Origin of the sequence: Shewanella sp. SM73, from assembly GCF_025653795.1 — a bacterium.
GTDB lineage: Bacteria > Pseudomonadota > Gammaproteobacteria > Enterobacterales > Shewanellaceae > Shewanella > Shewanella oncorhynchi.
Genome location: NZ_JAKKRY010000026.1, coordinates 1 through 22,252, shown reverse-complemented (window position 1 = coordinate 22,252; position 22,252 = coordinate 1). Strand labels below are relative to the sequence as shown.

Sequence of the window (22,252 nt, the reverse complement as noted above, 5' to 3'; positions counted from 1 at the left end):
TCCTACTCAAACTGATTTACTTGACCTGTGAACAAGGAGTGTTTAAGCGCTCAAACTTAGTAGGCCTACCATCTTTATTCTGTAATTCAAGAGCATAGTTAATTTTGCATTGTTGGGCTGATGATTCGCCCCACTTAACCATCAAGGTGCCGCTGTTATCTAAACCGCGTGCTAGTACGCGACCACCTTGTCCAACGATGCCCACAATATTGCCATTATCGGCAATAACTTCACTACCAAAGGGAACACTTATGCCTTGACTAAACTCCAAATCGATGAGGACAACTCTTCCTTTATTAGCAGTTTCAAATTTAGCAATCACCACCGCGCCTGCACTTGGAGTGACTTGTTCACTGGTTGATTTCAGCTCAATTTCGGTCGACATATTGTGTGGATCTATATCTATTTGATTACGACGATAGGGATCTAAGTACGGCATAATGGCATAACCATCATCATCTATTGCTACACTTGGGTATGAGGAAAGGGAGGCACCAACAGCATCAGGTGCTTCAATTATCCCGAAAGTATCGCTCACTTGTTGTCCAAAGGTAACACCACCAGCATGAGCAACCACAGCACCTCTTGCACCCAAAGAGACTTGATGATAACCAGAACTGTAACCCACAGATCCATTAAGAATACCGTGAGATCCATGTATGTTTCCGTAAAAGTCTACAGAAGGATTATGATTACGCTCTTCTTTGGAAATGCTTGATCCCCAGTTATATTGATTATTTTTTCCAGAGGTACCATTGATTGCAGTACGAATACTATTATTCTCATTGGAAAAATTAACGTTCGATGTTGCACTGACACTCGCGCCTAATGGAATAGATAGCGTAGCGTAAATTTGATCAGAATCAGAACCATATTCATCCGATGTGCGCATTGCTGCAATAGAATAGTTAAAATACCGAGTGCTACTGGAGAAACCAACTTGAAACTGAGTCGTAGAATGAGAGTTATCCCAATAATCCTGTGTTCCACCAGTGAAATACAGAGATCCTATACTGCCCAATGATTGATTCAGCGTAACTTGGATGCTACTACGCTGACGTTTTGGCATCATCCAATAACCTTGATAAAACGAGCTATAAAATAATCCATTTATAGTGTCATCAAAATCAAACGGCTTATTTTCTACTTGGTGTTCATCATTCGCAACTGCCATTGCATCTTGTAGATTGTAATAACCGTTGGTGGAATAACGATATGCGGCAACCGAAACTGAACTCCCCATTTTTGGCAAAGATTTACTAAAAGACAAGCGCACACTTTGACCGCTAGACGTTTTATTGTCTGCTATTTTCTCATGTGTAGGCACTTCTGTAGAGGCATGGGCAATATCTAAACCGAACGCACCAATACCTGTATTCATGGCTACCCCCACTAAGGGTGAAAAGTAACCGTCGGCAGCTAATACACCAGTGTAGGCAGTAAACAAATTACTCAAGCCGTGCTCATAGGTCAGTTGACCTACAATAGGTTTATCATTATTACTATAAAAGCCACTACGATATTGTCCAATTGCCGCACTATATCTATGAGCACCAGGGCGTAACATGCGCACAACTGCTGAATATGGAACTGAAAAAGTTCGGCTCTGGCCGTTAGCCTCTGTCACTATAACTTCAAGATCGCCGCCATAACCTGAAGGATATAGATCGTCAATTTCAAATGGACCTGGTGCCACAGTGGATTCATATATAGTGTATCCGGCTTGACGAATAGTCACTTTAGCATTGCTATTGGCAACGCCACGCACTACCGGCGCATAGCCTGTTTGTGAATCTGGCAACATACGTTCATCGCTTGCTAACTGAATCCCACGTAATGAGAAGGTATCAAATATATTTCCACTGGTAAAAGAATCACCTAATGTTAACTGTGAGCTAAAAGGCTCAATATCACGCTGAGCATAAAGTGCTCGGTTTTCCCAGTTACGGTTATCATCATTCCAATCTAATGACGATTTCGATCTTAAACGCCAGTCCCCTAAATTCACTCCACCGTCTAGGCTTAAAAAGTGTTGAGCACCAAATTGTTGTGCGGAACTGTAATAGCTGGTGTAGCCATAATTAAGCATGCCAGCCGTTACACCGCGATCCCATTCTGATGGATCAACATATCCCCGCACATTTCGCCTTAAGCTCAACTGGGGTATGCTCAGATCTAAACGAAGTTCACTAGGATCAAAAAGTACAGATGCTGAGGGAATATTCGTTTGAAGGTCAACACAAGCATGCTTATCTTTGATATCAACATCTTGTAGTTGGAGTGTGTCAATGCCAAAACGGTCAAGCAATTCAATACTCAAACATGGCTCAGCATTTTGCATTCCAGGATTAACCTTGAACAAAACTTCCTCGCGCCCCACTGCAACTTCATTAAGATAAATATCGCTCAAGTAACGCCCAGGTAATATGCTATTACCTTTAGAAAATCGGCTAAGATCAGCAGAATCTGTTCCACCTTGAAGAAAAGAGGCATCGAACTCTTCTTCAGCATGTACTCCCTGAGCAACAACTAAATATAAAGTAACTATAACTGAATAAGGAATAAAACAGCATCGTTCGCTCGCATTGTTGCGACTATTACGTGAGGGTGATTTAGTCATCATGTGAATCCGATTCGAAATAAAAGGGTATGCATCACTTATTTACAATAGTGACAGCACTACTTCCTTGTATATTGTTAAAACTAATCTAATTAGTTATTTGACAAGTGAATATGAATGCTCTCGTATTGCACCATAATCATCGATAGATTTAAATTTAACTTCTTTTGTTTCATTGGATATGGCATTAACAGGGATATTTAACTTACCACCTGGAGCAACCATGCCATCGCCCACAATATGAACATGACTACCAGTCGATAATGCAATCTCACTCATAGAGACATGATAAGAGCTTGGGTTTGTGCATTCTAAGACCCAACTGGCATCTCCTTTAATCAAATTCCAAACTAATTTCTTAGGCGCTTCAACTTGAGTGCCTTTAATATCATCAGGCCGAAAAAATACTTTAATTCGAGTTCTCAAAGCAACTTGTATAATATTTTTATCGGAAGATGTATCCGCTTTAGGTGGAATTTCCTGCACATTGAGATAAAACACAGATTCATGTTCCTTCGGCAAAGTGTCCCCTGTGTATATTAACCTTAAGGTTTGCCCCTTATTAGAGTCAATCCGTGAAATTGGCGGCATAAGAATAAAGGGAGACTTAATTAAACTCGAAGATTTTTCTAAGTCACCATCATCAATCCAAGATTGCACCACTAAGGGTTGCTGGCCTGTATTAGTTAACTTAACATTTGCCTCCCCTTCGCTCTCTTCATAAACCACACGGGTATTACTAAGTACGATCGAGGCATTAGCAGAAGAGGCAATAACACCTCCCATGATCAATACACTCATTGCCAAGTAATGCACTAAAAACGGTTTCATATCACGTTCTCTAGATGGGGGTTAAAGGGGAGGATGACCTCCCCCTTCGTACAAGCCTAACTTACTGGTATACGATACTGTAAGTCACAGCGCTATTTGCAGTACCTGGTGTGGCAGCATTTGTTGCGTAGTAACCCACTTGGTAGGACAACACTGCGCCACCAGCGTCAAGAGGTGTGCCAGTTACCGTACTGTTATCGCCAATCTTGATAGGTGAACTGTCACTGTTGCGCAATTGTAGTTGAACGTTTTCTGCAACACCGGCAGTGCCCGCGCCAATTAAATTCAGACGACCACTCACTAAGTCTGTATTTGGACCGACTTCAAAGCCTGCTTTTACTGTCGACGCAGCAGAACAGCTACTCAGAGTAATATTAAAAGGCTTGAATCCAGCAGTTTCGCCTTGTGCTGCAAGTGCGTGAGTACTTGCTGTATCCAAAGTCACAGCCACATCCCCATTAGCTCCACTACCTTTTACTGTGCAAGTCGTGCCAGTAATTTCACCAGTGATATTAATGTTGCCATCTGCAGCAAAAGCATTGCTGGTAAGTAAACTCGAAGCAGCAACAATCCCAGTTAATGCGAAAGAGTAAATTTTATTTTTCATAGTAATGTTCCATTTAATTGCTGTAACTCAGGCTAATTCGCCTGCATTATTGTCATTTTGATGTGCATTGATTACGACATACATTCGACGAAAGCCATTATGAATAGAAATCAACAATGAATATATTGCATAAACACCTATTATTCCTAGACTAGAAGTCTTACTTCTCAATAAGATTAATCCTATTGGCAGAAAATAATTTAATTATTTATTATGTAAATAATAGTAAAACCAACCAATTCATTTAGCCCACCACCATTTATAGGATAATTCCTAATCACTATATAAGAATCGAAGCGTTGCCAATACAGTGCCAGCAAACTAGCATAGTTAGTAACAACTATTTAATAAATAGTCTCTGGTATTGTTTTTGAGTGTTTGGGTAGAAAACGTCTATTAGAATGATTTTTATCCGCATAAATTTCATGTAGACAATTGATAGTTTATATTTAAATTCCCTGAACCTATAAATGTGCAACAATGAATACGACACAGGCACAAATAGCGCTATATGACCAACCTTGGCACATATTGATTTATGGCATGGGAATGTCTGAAATAACGGAGTTAACATTGTTTAATCAATCTGCTAAACCCAGCGCCAAAATGCCCTTATTACTAACGGGTAAAAACCAACCGTCGACAGTCGCTATAAATAAAAAATATGATTGCAAAAATGTTAATAACGACATTGTTAACGATGACACATCAATTTCGTATAAAAAAGCAGAGTGCTTATGTGGACAGCCCGTAAATATTAACACTTTAATGAATAAAGCACAGTGGGATAGTTTATTAGCAGTAAATTCTACAGAAGTTTTAATTGATACTGTTGCCTATTACCAGCCTCAGCACCACGTCACAAGTGGAAAACTTTATGGAGCAGAGGCATTGGCCCGTTGGAATCATCCAAAACTGGGTGTACTTGGCCCTGAATACCTATTGCCCCGAATGCATTCGACCATAATGCGCAATGCGTTATGGAAGCAAATGTTAGATTACACCATCAACATGCTGAAACATTTGCAAGGTTTAGATTTATGCCTCAGCGTTAATATCAGTGCAGATATCGCAAGTTCCGCTCGCTGGGCAGAAAATACGATACATAGGGTAGCGCAATCTGGGAGCAACTCCTCCCATATCGGTATAGAAATCACAGAGGATTATGCCAGATTCGAAGTAGATCTCGCGGCTGCAATTAGCAAATTAAGATTACATGGATTTAAATGTGCTATTGATGACTTTGGCACTGGTTTCTCTTCGCTACAGCGTCTAGCCATGACTCCTTTTAATCTTTTAAAAATAGATAGGAGTTTCGTACATCAAGCAAGAGAAAGCCTTGTCAGCCATAAAATATTAGCCAATACAATTCTCTTAGCCCATGACTTAGGGTTAAGTGTCATCGCGGAAGGGGTAGAAACTGAAGCTGACCTTGAGCGCATAACGAATTTAGGAGCAGATATTGCCCAAGGATATTATTTTGCAAAACCGATATCTGCTGATAATTTTATCCAATATGTAAGAAACTGAGCACTTTAAGAAACGAATTAACCAACAGCTATTGCCTACCTATATATAAATAAAGGATTAGAAATGAATTTAAATAAAAAACCAATCTATAAATATGTAAAAACTCTTTTTTTTGGTGCTTTTATCTCAGTTCTGACGATTGACGATGCGGCTGCGACTTGCTCTGTGAGTTCAGGAGTTGCAGCCCTTGTGAACTTTACACTTAATGGAAATATCAATATTCCCCGAGACACGCCAATTGGAACAAGGGTTTATCGTTCTAACGCTACCTACCCTAATTCCGAACCTCAATATCAGTGCACTGCTAATGATAATATAGGTATAAAAAATGCTATTGGTGCCCCATCCAACGGTTCAAACATATTCCCTATTGGCACAACAGGTTTAGGCTTTAAGTATATTTGGAGTGACAGAGATATTTTAAAAGACTATTATAACACAGTTAGCACCTATAATAACTGGGTGAAATACCCGACTTCAATACCATATTATCTTGAGATATATAAGATTGGCCCTACCCAGACTATTATTGAAATTCCGGTTGGGGATATAGGATATTATAGTGTTGGACATTTAAGAGTAACTTACTTCAGAAATGCAACTAAAATGGTCATAACACAGCAAACATGCACCGTTTCAAATATAAACGTGCCTATGGGTGTTCAACCAGCATCCGGATTTAAAGGGATTAATACTCGAATGGCGCCAACAGCTTTTGCAATTAATCTTAATAACTGTCCGAGTGGTATAAACTCTATAAAATATCGGCTCGATCCAACGACAACTATTATCAATCCAACAAAATCAGTTGTTACGCTACAATCCAGCTCCACTGCCAGTGGCGTTGGTGTACAGATACTCGATGCTTCCAGTAACCCTTTACCTTTGGGTGTTGATAATGTCTTTTCTGGTTATGCTGCAACAGGTGGAAATTACTCTATTCCCCTTAAAGCTGCTTACTATCAAACCGGTTATATCGCCAAAGGTGGCAGTGCAAATACGTCGTTAACATTCACTATGACATATCAATAAACTAAGAGGCAAAGAAATTCCTCAAGTTCAAATCTAGTATTAAGAGTATTCCATATGTCTAAAAAAATTTTGCGGATTATTATTGCCGATAAAAAACATGAGAATCGCCTATGTATTGAAAAACAACTTAACTCATTAGGCTACTTTAGAATAATCACGACGGCTTCATTTGCAGAGGCATCCCGTTTAGCACAAGTTGAAAACTTTCAAGTTGGGCTAGTGATCATTGAAGAAAGCCTTATTCATACGGAACATTTTAATCAGCTACGTACTCAATCGGCAACACCCAATATTTTGGTCTATCGAACTCAAATGTTCACTACTTGGGACCAAACATTGATTGGATTACCCGATATAGAAGCATTAAGAACAGTGATGTCAAACTTTTAATTAAAAATATTGACTAACAAATTATGTGATTTAAAAATTAACAACATTTTTGTAAATGCTCATTACACGTTTAAATATAATAGCTGCATATTCTCCCCTCAAAAAGGCTTGTTAGGTTTCCCTAATAAGCCTTTATCTTTTTACAATTAATCGACTAAACCGCGGCGCTTTAACAGTGCCTCTGTTGTCGGTTTTTTACCAGTAAAGTGAATATAATCTTGCATGAGATCTTCACTGTTACCTTTAGATAAGACTTCCTTACGGAATTTGTCACCATTATCGGCTTTTAAGCCACCTTGCTCGCCCATATAGGCAAAGGCATCGGCGGCAAACACTTCGGTCCACAAATACGCGTAATAACCTGCAGAATAACCACCGGAGAAGGCATGGCTAAAGTAGCTCGACTTATAACGGGGTGGAATTGGCGCAAAATCGAGGCCGTGTTTAGCTAGCACTTGGTGCTCAAACTTCTCTACATCGCTAATTTGAGTATCGGCGCTGATAGAGTGCCATTCCATATCTAACAAGGCCGCTGACAGGTACTCAACGGTATCAAAACCTTGGCCAAACTTATTTGCCGCTAAGATTTTATCGAGCAGCGCCTTAGGAATTGGCTCACCCGTTTTGTAGTGTTTGGCATAGTTAGCAATCACAGCAGGGTCGATATTCCAATCTTCGTTGACCTGTGATGGGAACTCAACAAAGTCACGTGCGGTTGATGTGCCAGCCACGCTTGGGTATTTCACCTGCGAGAATAAACCGTGTATCGCATGGCCAAATTCATGGAACAGAGTGGTCACTTCATCGAAGGTCATTAGCGTTGGGCCATCGGCTGGCTTAGGAATATTAAGCGCGTTATAGACAACGGGCTTAGTGCCGAGCAGACCGCTTTGGGTGACGAACTCATCCATCCACGCGCCGCCGCCTTTGCCTTCACGGGCATACGGGTCTAGATAGAATAAGCCAATAGAACTGTTATCTTTATCAAAGACTTCAAAGGCTAAAACATCGGAATGCCACACGGGTAAATCAGTACGCGGTTTTAAGCTGATGCCATACAATTTATGCATAGCGAAAAATAGCCCGTCTTTCAACACAGTATTAAACTCGAAATAAGGCTTGATACTGCTTTCATCGAGGGAGTATTTCTCTTTACGCACTTTGTCGGCGTAGTAAGCCCAATCCCAAGGTTGCAGCTCAAAATTACCGCCCGCCTTTTTGATTTCAGCTTGAATATCAGCCGCTTCCACTTTGGCGCGAGCTAAAGCTTTTGGCGCTAAATCATCGAGGATTTCATACACAGCGGCTGGTGTTTTCGCCATTTGATCGGCAACCGCATAGGATGCCCAAGTATCGAACCCCAGTAAATTGGCTTTTTTAGCCCGTATTTGCGCCATTTTGACAATCAATGGACCATTGATTGCGACGGCTCTGTGCGCCGAGGTTTCCCACACTTTTTGGCGCAGTTCACGGTTGCTCAGGCTAGAAAGCACAGGTTGACGTGTCGTGTTGACTAAAGTAATCAAATAGCCTTCTTTTCCAGCAGCTTTGGCCGCCGCGGCTAAAGTAGCAATTTCGCTGTCGGATAAACCGGCTAACAGGGCTTTATCAGCCACAACAATCACATCATCTTTAAATGATTTTAAGCTGTTTTGTGAAAAGTCCGTCGCTAAGGTTGCAAGCTCAGCGTTAAAGTCGCGCATCTTAGCTTTATCATCAGCCGACAATTTCGCGCCAGCGCGGACAAACTGCTCATAGTAGTATTCAACTAAACGCTGATCTTCCGCATTTAGGCTGCTCTTTTGCTGGTATACGGCTTCAACACGGGCAAATAAAGTCGGATCGAGATAAATATTATCTCGGTGGGCAGATAGCTTAGGTGCAAGATCCGCTTCGGTTTTCTGAAAATCATCATCAGAAATCAGACCTGCGAGATTAAAGAAGGTACGCGATACGCGCGTTAACAATTCACCCGAGGTTTCCATGGCAAGAATGGTATTGTCAAAACTAGCCGCTTGTTTGTTATTCACAATCGCAGCGATTTCTGCATCGTGAGCTTTAATGCCCTGCTCGAAGGCAGGAGCATAATCTGCGGACTGAATAAGATTAAATTGCGGCGCTTGATCTTGCAGTGGACTCTTGCTCAGCAGCACATTAGTTGCTTGCGCTTTAGCAGCAGTTTGAGTCGCAACGGCATTTTTGGCTTCATTGGTGCTTACATCAGGCTTGTCTGAACAAGCGCCAAGTAACAATGCCGCAGCTACGGCTGTGGTAATAACGGACTTACGCATATTAACTCCCTTGGATGTTGCTGCCCTTTCGATTGTATTTTTAAGGTGAAAGGTGCGCGCAAATGGATTTTGGCTTTCGGTTTACAACAGTCTGTTTTAACGAACTTGTGTAGCTTCGTACGTCAATTTCGATGAACTACCTTAACAAGTTACGCGCATTTCAGCCAAGTTTTACCCGCCCAGAGCGCAGCTTATTTGTATCACTTTATGTGTATTACCCGTCTAAATAAGCCTATGCCAACGCTACGCTAAACCTAACTCACCTCAATCAAGCCAAGAGACATGCGCGCATAAGTGATCAACATTGGATAAAATTTGATGTAAAAGAATTATTTAAAACAATTCTACTGAAGTTTTACGTCAAATATCCCCGACATAGACAAGAGGCTGAGCAAATAAAATGCCATTCCAATAACAAATATTAATTCTTCTTAATAAACTGCTTACTGTAATTGTTTAAACATTGCCGTAACAAATAAACAGGCTAAACGGCTCACTATTTAGGCAAGCAAACCTTGAGTCACAATTTGAAACAGCTTTTATCCGATTAATGTCACATTCAGATCATCAAATGTCTTTATAATTCCCGCTCGTTAACTTAGCGGCAAATTAACCTAACAGTTAAATTACGCTGAATTAACGGGATGATGGGCATGTTCTTTTACGGAACATGCATTGGGGTCAAATAAATATAAATAGAGATAACTATGTTAAATAAGAAAATACTCGCAGTGATGATCACTGCCGCCCTTGGTGTAAGCGCCTGTAATTCTGATGACGACAAAGTCGTTCAAGCCGATTTACGGGTACTCGAAACCACAGATCTGCACACAAATATCATGGATTTCAACTACTACAGTGGCAAAAATGACCCAACTATCGGTCTAGCCCGTACTGCAAGCTTAATCCACGCTGCACGCAACGAAGCCAAAAACAGCGTACTCGTCGACAACGGCGATCTACTACAAGGCAGCCCAATGGGCGATTACATGGCTAAAGTTGGCCTGCAAATGGGTGATATTCATCCAGCCTATAAAGCCATGAACCTATTAGATTATGAAGTCGGTAATATCGGTAACCATGAATTTAACTATGGTTTAGATTTCTTAAATAAATCTATTAGTGGTGCAGATTTCCCTTATATCAACTCAAACGTTTATTGCGCCGACGATAATGGTTGCTGGAATGAGGTTAAAAAAGGTGAGCATTTATTCACCCCTTATATCATCAAACAAAAAAACATCATCGACAGTGAAGGTAATAATCAAACCATTAACATTGGTTATATTGGTTTTGTGCCACCGCAAATTCTATTGTGGGATAAACAAAATCTGACGGGTAAAGTGACGGTCGAAGATATTATTGAAACCGCGAAAAAATATGTCCCAGAAATGAAAGCCAAAGGGGCCGATATCATTATCGCCATTCCTCACTCTGGCATTGGTTCAACGGAAAATCCTGGCGATCCTATGGCTGAAAATGCCACTTACGCTTTGACTTATGTTGATGGTATCAATGCGATTCTATTCGGCCACAGCCACTCTATCTTCCCTGATGCTAAGTATGCCGACTTACCCAATACCGACGTCACTAAAGGCCTACTGAACGGCGTCCCCGCAGTGATGCCAGGTCGTTGGGGTGATAACTTAGGGGTTGTTGACTTTAAACTTGAACGTAGAGATGGTAAATGGCATGTCCTTAGTGCGAAAACGCAAGCTCGCCCCATATATAATGGTGCGACTAAGGAAGAGTTAGTTAGCCAAGATCCCGCAATTAAAGATGCAGTCGCAGCCGAGCACCAAGGAACCCTCGCCTTTGTGGATGAACCTATCGGCGTTGCCGCAGCCGACATGTACAGCTTCCTTACCTTAGTGCAGGACGACCCTACGGTACAAATCGTTTCCGATGCGCAAATCGCTAACGTGAAAGCGAAATTACCTGCAGCATTAAAAGGTCTGCCAGTGCTATCAGCCTCCGCCCCCTTTAAAGCGGGCGGTCGCCACGGTACAACCAGTGATGCCGATCAATTTGTGCAAGTTGATAAAGGCCCACTGACCTTTAAAAACGCCGCCGATCTGTACCTGTATCCCAACACTATGGTGGCAGTCAAAGCGACGGGCGCCGAATTGAAAGATTGGCTCGAGTGCTCAGCAAACCAGTTCAATCAAATCGACCCAGCAAAAACCACCCCACAAGGTTTAATCAACTGGGATGGTCATCCAACCTATAACTTCGACGTACTCGATGGCTTAACCTATAAAATTGATGTGACCCAACCGAGCAAGTTTGACCGCGATTGCGCCGTCGTTAATGCCAACGCAAACCGTATCGTTGATTTAAGCTATAAAGACGAAAACGGCAAAGTCATCACAGGTGAAGAATTTGCCGCGAAAGAGTTTATCGTTACCTCAAATAACTACCGCGCCTTCGGGGGTAAGTTTGCTGGTACGGGTAGCGACCATGTGGTACTTGAACTGCCCGATACTAACCGTGAAGCGCTAGCTGCTTATATCACAGCGCAATCTCAGTACAACGAAACCACAGGTAAGTACGAAGCTATGGTCAATCCAAGTGCCGATTACAACTGGGATTTCAAAACCATCACTACTAACGTCACATTAGACATTCGCTTCGAAACCCAAGACAGTGACAAAGCCGCTGCCTTTATCGAAGCCAATAAACAACGTGAAATGAAGAAGATCGGTAAGGATGAACTGGGTTTCGCCGTTTATAGCATCAACCTAACCAAATAAGCGTTCAATCCCGAAATATCATGCTCAAAAAGGCTCCTCGTGAGCCTTTTTTATTCCCTACCGATTAAATTAACGCTAATCTGCGCGCTATAAACAGTGTGTCGCCATTTAGTTCATCATGCTCCACACTAAAGGTTAAACCTGCTTTGTGTCGCCAAATATCTGCCTTATTATTTAGCGGCGTCCTCGCAACAACAGAGAAAGCTTATGAAATATCAATCAATCTTATGTGCCACGGCATTAGTGCTGGGGACTGTGCAGCCAGCAACGGCCGATGTTCATCTCAAACTACCTAAAAATGCTGAAGTGTTAACGGTCAATGGCAAGCCAGCCGTAAAGAGTGGCGATCTCGTTTTAGCCGATGGGACCAATCAGATTGCCTTCCGTTATGCCGCGCAATATCGACAACAAGCTGACTCAGTGCATTATCTCTCCGACGTGCTCATCGTCCGTTTTGATGCATCAGCACAAACACTCACGCTGACACTTCCCGCCATCAACTCAGCCAGAGATGCAAAGAAATTTGATGAGTCACCTAAGCTGACACTATTAAATGCTCAAGATGAAGCAGTGGGTTTTACCAGTGATAAATTGATTAAGAATGGCATTCAACTGGGACGGGATTTCGAACACGAGATACTGCAGTACAACCTTAGCAATCATCCTGCTTCATTAAATCTCACTATGAATACCGCAACAACGCAAGCAAGCGACGCCATTGCACCCGTATTGGCAAGCCAGCCACAAATACGCCAAACAGCAGTAGTCACATCCACGAGCTTGATCGCGCCAGCTGTTATGTCGTCAGCAGCCACAGCGAACAATGATAAGGCTCAGCTAACGACTTCAGTGACTTCTACAACCGCACCTAGCCAAGCTGAAATCAGTCAAATGCTGGATTACTGGTACAAACAAGCTAACGACAATACCAAAGCCAGCTTCAAAGCTAAAATAAACAAAGAGTGACCCATACCGCTTCAGTTTATCTATTTAAAACCGCCAGCTTAGTGTCACATATGAACTGGCGGCTCTATTAAAGCTTAGTAAAACTAATATTTCAGAAATATTAAAACTCAGTAAGTCCATTTTCACTTCACAGCTTAATGTCATTTAACACAGCAAAGCTGCTAAGCAACAAATGGTGCGAGTGCCTGTAAAGGTGTTATTTATATATTTGGTAGAACAAATTATAAATATAAAAGACATATCATTTTACAGTCTTCGTAGACTATTATTTATCAACTCGCTTTATAAAATACAGTTAAGCATTTGTAGATAAAAGACTTATCACTTAATTAACTACAAAGAATTCGAACTGAGTAAAATCGAATAGTCTCAGTTCCTCCAGCCAACATAATTAACTATCCGCAAAGCGTTATTTCATAATTAAATATTTTTAAAAATCAAAACCTTGAGCAAGGATAAATACTATTTAGCCTACACATTTAACCGTATGCATTATGATTTACGCTATATATTTTGGCTAGATCCAGAAACAAATGTAACAAAAAATGTCATAAAGGCATTATTTAGCAAGAGTCATTATCAGCTTCAAAGCCTCACTAAGCATGAAAAGATCAATGCTCTAATCCTATTCCATAAAAAACATTCAACCTTTAGACTTATTCAACCTTCAACCTGCTCATTCTTTATACTGATTTAAACTCTCCCCATCAAATGTTAGAAATAAGTTGCCTAAATGATAGGGCGAAAAATTACTAATCAAGTAAAAGGAATAACATGATGGAACTTAAATTAAAAAAAGCTGAGTTAGTGAATCTGTCCCATGATAAAAAAGTCTTACCTAGCGAATTAACACCACAAGTTGCTGGTGGTGTGATAACTCGTGCTTGCGGAGAGTTGACTGCCAATGCATACACCTGCCCTTCTGATCGTACAGGTAGCACTCATCGCTGCTGTCAAATCCCTTAATACGGGGTTCAAGTAACCAAATAGGTTGTGACGTCACAATATAACACAGCATATTTTATCAGTAGATGTGTAAAGGGCATATCCACTATGCCCTTTTGACTTTCTAAATGAGCCAATATGTAGAAGCTGTACTTCATGGAAATAAAGGAAGGTGGTTCAGTGCAATTTAATCAACCCCATCAGTCTAGCCTTGCTAGACAGGCATTGAACGACATAGCTGCGCTATTAGTGAAAGATGCCAAACAATCATTAGAGCAGCAAGGAGTTGGTTTGTTAACTGGCTTAGCTGGGCAACAATTATTTTTCTGGCAATTACATAAACAGTTTCCAGAACTAGCATGCCAACATGAATTTTCAGCACGAATGACATTAATAGAAGAGCAAATACCATTCCTACATTCACAGTTCGCGTTTGGCTATGGACTGACTGGTGTCGCTTGGCTATATGAATTTTTTTTGCATGAAGGGAATTACCAAGCGGAGTTTAATCACAATACTGATGTGCTCTTACTACAACATTTACAACAGAACGACTGGACTGGAGAATTGGAATTTATTCGCGGACTAAGTGGTTTTGCAGTCTATATAGCGCGGCGTCAAACCGCGGAATTAGGCTTACCTTTGGCCCAAGCGTTATTGACACTACTGGAACAGCAATGGCATCAATTTGCCGATGGTACTGGTGCTTGGGAAGTGGCAACAAACTCTTTCTTTAGATTTAATCAGGCAACAGATGACCCTGAATGTAATTTAGGATTAGCTCACGGAGTCCCTTCAATCATTGCCTCTCTATTACCATTATTAGCGCATCAGCAACTACACAGCCAAATTCAGACGTTGTTGCAAGCCAGTTGTCAGTGGTTAATTCAGCAGCAACAAACATCAGAGAAATTTGGTAGTTGCTTTGCGTACATCACGGAACAACCGTGCCAGTCACGACTCGGTTGGTGTTATGGCGATGCCACCATAGCCTTAACATTGCTGCGAGTGGGCAATGCAATAAACCGTGATGACTTTACCGCCGCTGGTAAGAACATTGCCTTAAAAGCCGCTCAGCGTAGACTAAAAAGCAGCCAAGTACAGGATGCAGGTATCTGTCATGGTAGTGCAGGTTTGGCTTTAATCTTTCAAGTCATAACACGCTATTACACCGAATCCACTCTTTCACAGGCTGCACAATATTGGTTTGAACATACATTAGCACTATATCAAACATCAGGACTCGACGGTTTTAATGCCGTGCGCGAACAAGATAATTCAAACTGCCGCCTACAAGACCATGGCTTACTTGGAGGCTATGCCGGTATAGGTTTAGTGCTATTGATGGCCTTCAACGTAGAAACTAATTGGCTAGATGCGCTTTTATTGACCAATAATTGATTTCGATGTATTGGCTATTTTTATAACAAGGGATTGTTTATGAGTGTAGAGGTTTTGCAAGCCGCGGATTTTTTTGTTATCCGGGCACCTAGATCAAGTTTGTCTCAACTACGAAAAATACCAACAGAGCCTACGGCCTTAGTAGATTTTCTCGCCAGTTGGTTAGCAAACCCAGCAGTACAAGAAGCCTTATATCTTGCAAGTCCTTCATTGATGGAACGATTACCTAATTGGCAACGGCAACCACACAGTAAAGCGGCAATTAAAATAACTAACTCCTTATTGAAATATTTTATTCGGTTTAGCTCTAGAGCGACGCCATTTGGGTTATTTGCAGGCGTAGCCTTGGGGCAAGTAGCAAATGAAACGCGCTTACAGTGTAATGCCATGCTGCGAGATAAGCGTCATACCCGCTTTGACATAGCCTATTTAACTGCAATTCGAGCCCAGTTAAGTGAACCAAATGAGGCCGAGAAGTGGCCGTTATTGTGCTATCAAGCAAATCCGACGTTGCAACAACAGAGCGATGGTCTGCATTATATTGAACCGTATTTTTCAGATACTGAGCAAAAATATCGTTTAAGTACCTTGGTATTAGATGAATATTTGCTTGCTATGCTGCAACTGGCGAAGAAGGAAGGGAGCTTTGCTTCGTTACAAGATGGATTTCAACAACTCTATCCTACGGCGAATACTGCAAGCATACAGGATTATATTAAGCAGTTACTTACTGCCGGTGTGCTGCAAGTCAAATTACCACTAACATTAACTTCTGGCTCCCCAGATCAAACTTTTATTACGGCGTTACAAAGTATGGGCGCTACAGACAGTGCTGATATATTGCAACGAGCTCTCACTCAGTTAAACAGCATGGATAAACAACCTGTTAACCCGCTTAAGCAATATCAAGAAATTTATCATAGCTTGCAAACACTGCCGTATCCTGTAAGCGAGAATCGCCTATTACAGACTGATATTTTGCGCTCATTTTCACAGTGCCAATTAGCACAAGCAGAAGTATCTGCCCTGATGCCTGCATTATTGGCATTATTAGCGATACGAAAACCTTATAAAACACCACTTAATGACTTTAGCCAAAAATTTGAAGCAAGATTTGGTAGCCAGTATGTGCCACTGTTGACCTTATTAGATGACGAAGTTGGTATTTCATTCTCCAGCGATATTGGCTACCACACTTCCTTGTTAGCGGGGTTAAATATCACCAATCGTCCCTCCCCCACACAAAATGTTATCGAACCATTGCAACAGACGATTATCGCTGCTCTAAGTGATGTAACCCCAAGCGAAACTGTGCTGAAATTAACAAGTGATTCGTTATTGTCTAAACATGAAAGTGCGACATTAATGGCTAAGTTACCCGCTTCCTTCGCGATTAATTTGTCAGCGTATCAACAAGAGGATGGCCGAGTTATTTACTATTATCATGGTTGCTATGGTCCTTCAGCAGCGAATTTACTCGGACGTTTCTGTCATTTATCAACAGATATGCTGCAACAGGTCAAACAACATTTATCTCAAGAAGAAGCGCATTCTCCAGAAGTCCTTTTTGCAGAAGTACTACATATGCCCGAGGGACGTCCAGGCAATGTCATCGCTAGACCGACATTTAGAGCCTATGAGATTGTTTTTCTTGCTGACAGTCACTTAGCAAATGAGTGGCAAATCCCAATCAGCGATCTATTTGTCTATCAAGAAAATAACACGTTATGTTTATGGTCACAGCGACTACAAAAAAGAATAATTCCCCGTTTATCCTCTGCCCATAATTTCAGTGATCGTAGTTTAGGGATTTATCGGTTTTTATGCTCACTTCAACATCAAAACTTACAAATGCCTCACTTCTCCTTACCTGATAGCCTGCATAAAGCAAAACGAGTTCCAAGGATCATGTTAGATAATCTGGTCCTGCAAGAGGCCCACTGCAATATTTCAGTAGCACTATTGAAACGCTTATGGCAAGAAGGCCAGTTTGTTGAATCCGATTGGCAACAACTGCAGAAAGAATATGGTTTAGAGCGTTATATGAGCTATGCCATAGCCGACCATGTGTTACTGATCGATCTGCAAAATAATATGATGTTCCAAATGTTGTTGGCAGAGGTAAATCATAAAAGCCACATTAGGTTGAATGAAGTGCTCGCGATGAAATACCAACCTTTACTGCAAGGGCCAGATGGCCCTTATCAACATGAAATAATTGTACCGCTGTCAAATAGTGCCGCAACCCCATACTTAGCACCACGCATAGCACCATTGACGAGCTCAACCAATGACAAGTGTAGGCATTTCGCGCCTGGCTCAGAATGGCTCAGTGTCAAATTGTATGCAGGGCAAAGTAGTGTGGAGCAACTGTTACTAAAGCAATTGGCACCATGGCTAACGCAGATGCAGCAAGATGGTGTGCTCAAACATTGGTTCTTTGTACGCTATGGCGATCCTGATTGGCATCTACGGCTACGATGTTTTGGGGAGCCGGAACGATTATATGGGGAGTTACTACCCGCACTAAATCGCTTATTAACGCCATCTCTAGCCAGTGCAGGCTTACATTGCATTGAGTTGTTCACTTACAGGCAGGAGACAGAACGTTACGGGGGTGAGCATATGATGCCTTTGGCTGAGCACTTTTTCTGTTTGGACAGCCAGTTTGTGTTGCAGGCAATATTATTCAGTCAACAAGATGACAGCTTGAGGTGGCGCTTAGCCATTTTAGCGATAGATTTAATTTTAACTCAATTCGATTATTTACCCGCCGAGAAATTTACACTGATCGATAATTTGCGGACAGGATTTGCACAAGAATTTAAAGAAGGCTTAGAGTTACGCCAGCAAATGGGCGATAAATATCGATACTATCAGTCACAATTACAACAAGATCGCCAATTATTAGATTGGCATAACCAAGCTATTGAGCCATTCAAACAACAAATTCAGCAGAGTTTACAGCAGTTTTCATCTTCGATTACAGCATGTTGTCAGGCAATGTTGGCATTATTTGAGTCCCAACAAGCAAAAGGTAGTCGCGATAGTTTACTAGGCTCATTATTACATATGTTTACTAACCGTTTATTCAAGGCTTATGGTCGAGAGCAAGAGTTTGTCGTTTATGACATGTTACGCCGTATCTATCTAAGCCAGCGCGCACAACCAGTACGAGGTTTATCGCAATGAGCGATTTATTTCGAAAAGAAGTTGTCGTGCAGCAACAGCAAAGATTACAAGGAGAAGTAAGTTTAACCCAGCCAGTTAGTTTTATTGGTTTCACAGTATTGATTAGCACGCTTTTTTTATGTGCATTACTATTTTTGTATTTTAGCGAGTATCAACGCAAAGAACATGTGCAAGGTTCTATCGAGCCAGCCAATATGGCGATTCGTTTGCCCACCCCTAGATCAGTCAACGCAGGGCATCTTTTAGTACAAGTTGGCGAGCAAGTGCAGCAGAATCAACCTTTAGTACAACCGCTGAACCTCCCAAATACGATGGGAAAATCATTTTTACTAAAAGCTCCTTTTACAGGAACGGTTACCGAAGTTTTATTGCCGTCTGGAGAGGATATCGGCCCATCAAAACCCTCAATATCGTTATTACCGCAACCAGAAACCTTGTTCGCAATTGTATATATACCCTCAAGAGTTATAGGACAACTCACATTGGGGCAGGAGCTACAAATGCGCATAGAGGCACTTCCCTATCAACATTTTGGTGTGCAAACAGCCACTCTAGTTGAGATAGGAAGTCAGCCTATAACCATAAATGAATCGCAACCCTTATCGGAGCCGAGTTATAGAGCCGTTTTAGCATTGACGGAAGACGCAAAAAAATTGCCACTGAGAGCAGGTATGGGATTAGAGGTTGATATTAGCTTCGCGCCACGCAGACTGTTGGAGTGGTTGTTTACACCAAATGTTGATGATAAGGGTCAAAACTAATGGCAACACTGCAAGAGAAGCTTAGAACTTGGTCTGGCCGCCGCTTACCCATGATCGTTCAAACTGAGGCAGCAGAATGCGGCTTAGCCTGTGTAGCTATGGTGGCCAGCATGCATGGCTATCAAACTGATTTAAATAGCTTAAGACAACGTTTTTCGCTATCGCTAGAAGGCTGTACCTTACTGGATCTGATGCATATTGCAGAGCAGTTGCAACTCAGTAGCCGCCCACTGAAAATTGAATTAGAAGAATTATCCGACTTAGCTACGCCATGTATCTTGCACTGGGATCTCAATCACTTTGTGGTACTAAAGTCAGTGAACACTCAACACTGTATTATTCATGACCCAGCTTTAGGAGTGCGGCGAATATCCCTAACAGAAGTGTCAAAATCATTTACTGGTATCGCTTTAGAATTGACACCGACAGCTACATTTACTGCAGAACAAGCTAAACAATCACTAACATTCTCATCCTTTTTTTCTAAGATCACTGGTTTAAAGCAATCGTTAGGGTTGTTACTCAGTTTGTCCGTTTTTTTACAGCTGTTTATTTTAGCCTCACCTTATTACATTCAACTCGTGGTAGACGCCGTTATTATCAGTAATGATGGTCAGTTGCTATTAGTGTTGGCATTAGGCTTTGCTTTGTTACTATTATTTGATGTTGCCACCAATGCTTTACGCAGCTTAGTACTACTGAATTTCAGCAGCCAACTTAGTGTGCAGCTAGCCAGTAACCTCTTCCATCACTTAGTGCGGCTACCATTGGCCTATTTTGAAAAACGTCATATGGGAGATCTGGTATCACGATTTGGTTCTTTAAGGCAATTACGGGAACTGCTGACTACCGGCATTATTGAAGCCATCATTGATGGTTTTATGGCGCTAGGAGTTCTATGCATGATCTTCTTTTACAGCCCGTTATTGTCTCTCGTCGTGCTAGTGGCAGTGCTAGCATATTACGCCTTGAGATTAGCGTTATATCGGTCCTTACGCTTAGCCTCAGAGCAGCAAATTCTAGCTTTAGCAGGTGAACAATCTAACTTTATGGAAACGATCCGAGCAATTCAAACGGTTAAGCTATTTGGTTTTGAAAGTCAGCGAGAAGCGATTTGGCAAAATCACTATGTTAAAGCAACGAACAGGACCATTACGCTCGGGAAATATGAAATTTCGTATCAAATAATGAACAAATTGTTATTTGGTACAGAAAATATTGTAGTGATCTATCTTGCTGCAGAATTAGTAATGGCGGGCAGTTTTACCACAGGAATGTTATTTGCATTTATTGCCTACAAAGCCCAATTTATGGAGCGTATGAGCAAGTTGATCGAAAAGTTAATTGAATATCGCATGCTGAGTTTACATTTTGAACGGATTGCAGATATTGCCCTAACAGCCAAAGAGCAAACTTATCCACCACAACCAATGCTGCATAAAGTGGCCGGAAATATCTGTCTACAACAGGTTAGTTTTAGTTATAGCTCCGTCGCTGAGCCAGTGCTATACAATTTAGCATTACAAATAAACGCCGGTGAGTCGGTTGCAATTATAGGTCCATCCGGTTGTGGTAAGAGTACTTTAATGAAACTGTTATTAGGGCTATTAACACCAACCGAAGGTGAGATTTTAATCGATGACATACCATTGGTGAAATTAGGATTAGCTCAATATCGCCAGCAAGTCGCAGCTGTAATGCAAGAAGACCGATTACTTGGTGGGACAATAGAAGATAATATTACTTTTTTTTCGGAAAAAATTGATGTCGAAAAGCTCACTCGTTGTGCACAAATGGCAGCAATACACCAAGATATTTGTCAAATGCCAATGGGCTATAAAAGTTTAATAGGCGATATGGGCTCAGCACTATCCAGTGGGCAAAAACAACGGTTAATTTTGGCAAGAGCGCTGTATCGGGAACCGAAGATTTTATTTATGGATGAAGCAACAAGTCACTTAGACATTGTCACTGAGTCTGTTGTTAATCAAGCGATGAAAAAATTGAATATCACCCGAGTGGTAATCGCCCATCGGCCCGAAACCATTAAAGCTGCAGATAGAGTCATCGATTTAACACAACTTCTACAGCGACCAGCAATTAACAAAGTAAGTTAAATAAAATCAAAATATTGCAGAATTGTTTATGCACTCTATCGACTTAAGCGTGTCAGAAGGCTACTTTTATAGTAACACCCGTGATTCAGAAAATAACTTGGTCAATTCGATAGTTGAGTTACTTATGACATAACTGACAAGAATAGACCTAAGATAAGCAAGCACCTAAAAGCTTGTTATTATCAGATAGAGATTCACTCTTCTACGTTAATCACATGAATGAGAGCAATGTATAGGGGATTAAGACAAATTGCAGACGCAAAAAAGCCAGCTTATTCAGCTGGCTTCATTACATCTCAATGAGATAATTAGGCGCTTGGCGATGACCTACTCTCACATGAGGGTGAAATCATCGCGCTATAAATACGGAGTATTTAGCATGATTGAACGCGAAGAAGCTTGTCTTCGTAGCCGGGGAGTCCGCTTAGCGGCGGGCGACCGCCATGGATGGTGGAAGTGTCAATATTGGAGGAACATTTATTGACCGACATCGAGATAAGTTTTCGCGAAGCGTATAAACACAAAAGCCCTAGCGGTTTAGGCTAGGGCTTTGGTGTTTATTTGGATGCTTGGCGATGACCTACTCTCACATGGGGAGACCCCACACTACCATCGGCGCGTTTGCGTTTCACTTCTGAGTTCGGGATGGGATCAGGTGGTTCCACAAGGCTATTGTCACCAAGCAAATTCTGTTTATTACCGTGTCCATCTCTGGACCACGTTAATAATAATTTGAAAAGCTGATTTGCTTTTTGAGTCCACACTTCATTAAGTGTTTATATTCTGTCTAAGTTCGCTTAGCAAAACCCATCTGGG

General features: G+C 41.4%; 14 protein-coding genes and 1 rRNA gene. 10 read left to right on the top strand and 5 right to left on the bottom strand.

Annotation, left to right across the window (positions count from 1 at the left end; all coding sequences use genetic code 11):
• Positions 1-16: 16 nt before the first annotated feature.
• The 3 genes from L5M51_RS22205 to L5M51_RS22195 form a co-directional block, all read right to left on the bottom strand.
• Entirely contained in the window at positions 17-2,623 is a 2,607-nt protein-coding gene (locus L5M51_RS22205; RefSeq protein ID WP_263174739.1) for a fimbria/pilus outer membrane usher protein, read from the bottom strand.
• 93 nt (positions 2,624-2,716) lie between these two features.
• Positions 2,717-3,451, bottom strand: a complete 735-nt coding sequence (locus tag L5M51_RS22200) for a molecular chaperone (protein ID WP_263174737.1) — start codon at positions 3,449-3,451, stop codon at positions 2,717-2,719.
• 61 nt (positions 3,452-3,512) lie between these two features.
• Positions 3,513-4,058, bottom strand: a complete 546-nt coding sequence (locus L5M51_RS22195) for a fimbrial protein (RefSeq protein ID WP_212601894.1) — start codon at positions 4,056-4,058, stop codon at positions 3,513-3,515.
• A 480-nt stretch (positions 4,059-4,538) separates the two neighbouring features.
• Here L5M51_RS22195 and L5M51_RS22190 point away from each other — a divergent pair, with 480 nt between their 5' ends.
• The 3 genes from L5M51_RS22190 (at position 4,539) to L5M51_RS22180 (ending at position 7,010) form a co-directional block, all read left to right on the top strand.
• Positions 4,539-5,588: an EAL domain-containing protein gene (locus tag L5M51_RS22190; RefSeq protein ID WP_263174735.1), complete on the top strand. Its 1,050-nt coding sequence runs from the start codon at positions 4,539-4,541 to the stop codon at positions 5,586-5,588.
• A 63-nt stretch (positions 5,589-5,651) separates the two neighbouring features.
• Complete coding sequence (locus tag L5M51_RS22185; protein WP_263174732.1) at positions 5,652-6,620, top strand: fimbrial protein; 969 nt, start codon at positions 5,652-5,654, stop codon at positions 6,618-6,620.
• Between the two features lie 54 nt (positions 6,621-6,674).
• Positions 6,675-7,010: a hypothetical protein gene (locus L5M51_RS22180; protein ID WP_212601862.1), complete on the top strand. Its 336-nt coding sequence runs from the start codon at positions 6,675-6,677 to the stop codon at positions 7,008-7,010.
• 146 nt (positions 7,011-7,156) lie between these two features.
• On the opposite strand, the gene L5M51_RS22175 is transcribed toward L5M51_RS22180, so the two are convergent.
• Complete coding sequence (locus L5M51_RS22175; RefSeq protein ID WP_263174731.1) at positions 7,157-9,301, bottom strand: M3 family metallopeptidase; 2,145 nt, start codon at positions 9,299-9,301, stop codon at positions 7,157-7,159.
• A gap of 707 nt (positions 9,302-10,008) precedes the next feature.
• Between L5M51_RS22175 and L5M51_RS22170 the strand changes: the two genes are divergently transcribed.
• The 7 genes from L5M51_RS22170 (at position 10,009) to L5M51_RS22140 (ending at position 21,436) form a co-directional block, all read left to right on the top strand.
• Positions 10,009-12,054, top strand: a complete 2,046-nt coding sequence (locus tag L5M51_RS22170; protein WP_219255565.1) for a bifunctional 2',3'-cyclic-nucleotide 2'-phosphodiesterase/3'-nucleotidase — start codon at positions 10,009-10,011, stop codon at positions 12,052-12,054.
• Positions 12,055-12,261: 207 nt separating this feature from the next.
• Positions 12,262-13,020: a DUF2057 domain-containing protein gene (locus L5M51_RS22165; RefSeq protein WP_263174730.1), complete on the top strand. Its 759-nt coding sequence runs from the start codon at positions 12,262-12,264 to the stop codon at positions 13,018-13,020.
• A 774-nt stretch (positions 13,021-13,794) separates the two neighbouring features.
• Complete coding sequence (locus L5M51_RS22160) at positions 13,795-13,986, top strand: hypothetical protein (RefSeq protein ID WP_147250506.1); 192 nt, start codon at positions 13,795-13,797, stop codon at positions 13,984-13,986.
• 135 nt (positions 13,987-14,121) lie between these two features.
• Entirely contained in the window at positions 14,122-15,366 is a 1,245-nt protein-coding gene (locus L5M51_RS22155) for a lanthionine synthetase LanC family protein (RefSeq protein WP_263174728.1), read from the top strand.
• 39 nt (positions 15,367-15,405) lie between these two features.
• Positions 15,406-18,558 (top strand): lantibiotic dehydratase, encoded by a 3,153-nt coding sequence (locus tag L5M51_RS22150; protein WP_263174710.1) that lies wholly within the window; start codon positions 15,406-15,408, stop codon positions 18,556-18,558.
• Complete coding sequence (locus L5M51_RS22145; RefSeq protein WP_263174709.1) at positions 18,555-19,319, top strand: HlyD family efflux transporter periplasmic adaptor subunit; 765 nt, start codon at positions 18,555-18,557, stop codon at positions 19,317-19,319. The genes L5M51_RS22150 and L5M51_RS22145 overlap by 4 nt, the downstream gene beginning before the upstream one ends.
• Positions 19,319-21,436: a peptidase domain-containing ABC transporter gene (locus L5M51_RS22140; RefSeq protein WP_263148896.1), complete on the top strand. Its 2,118-nt coding sequence runs from the start codon at positions 19,319-19,321 to the stop codon at positions 21,434-21,436. Before L5M51_RS22145 ends, L5M51_RS22140 begins: the two co-directional genes overlap by 1 nt.
• A 567-nt stretch (positions 21,437-22,003) precedes the next feature.
• On the opposite strand, the gene rrf is transcribed toward L5M51_RS22140, so the two are convergent.
• A 5S ribosomal RNA gene (gene rrf / locus L5M51_RS22135) occupies positions 22,004-22,119 on the bottom strand.
• Between the last annotated feature and the right edge of the window lie 133 nt (positions 22,120-22,252).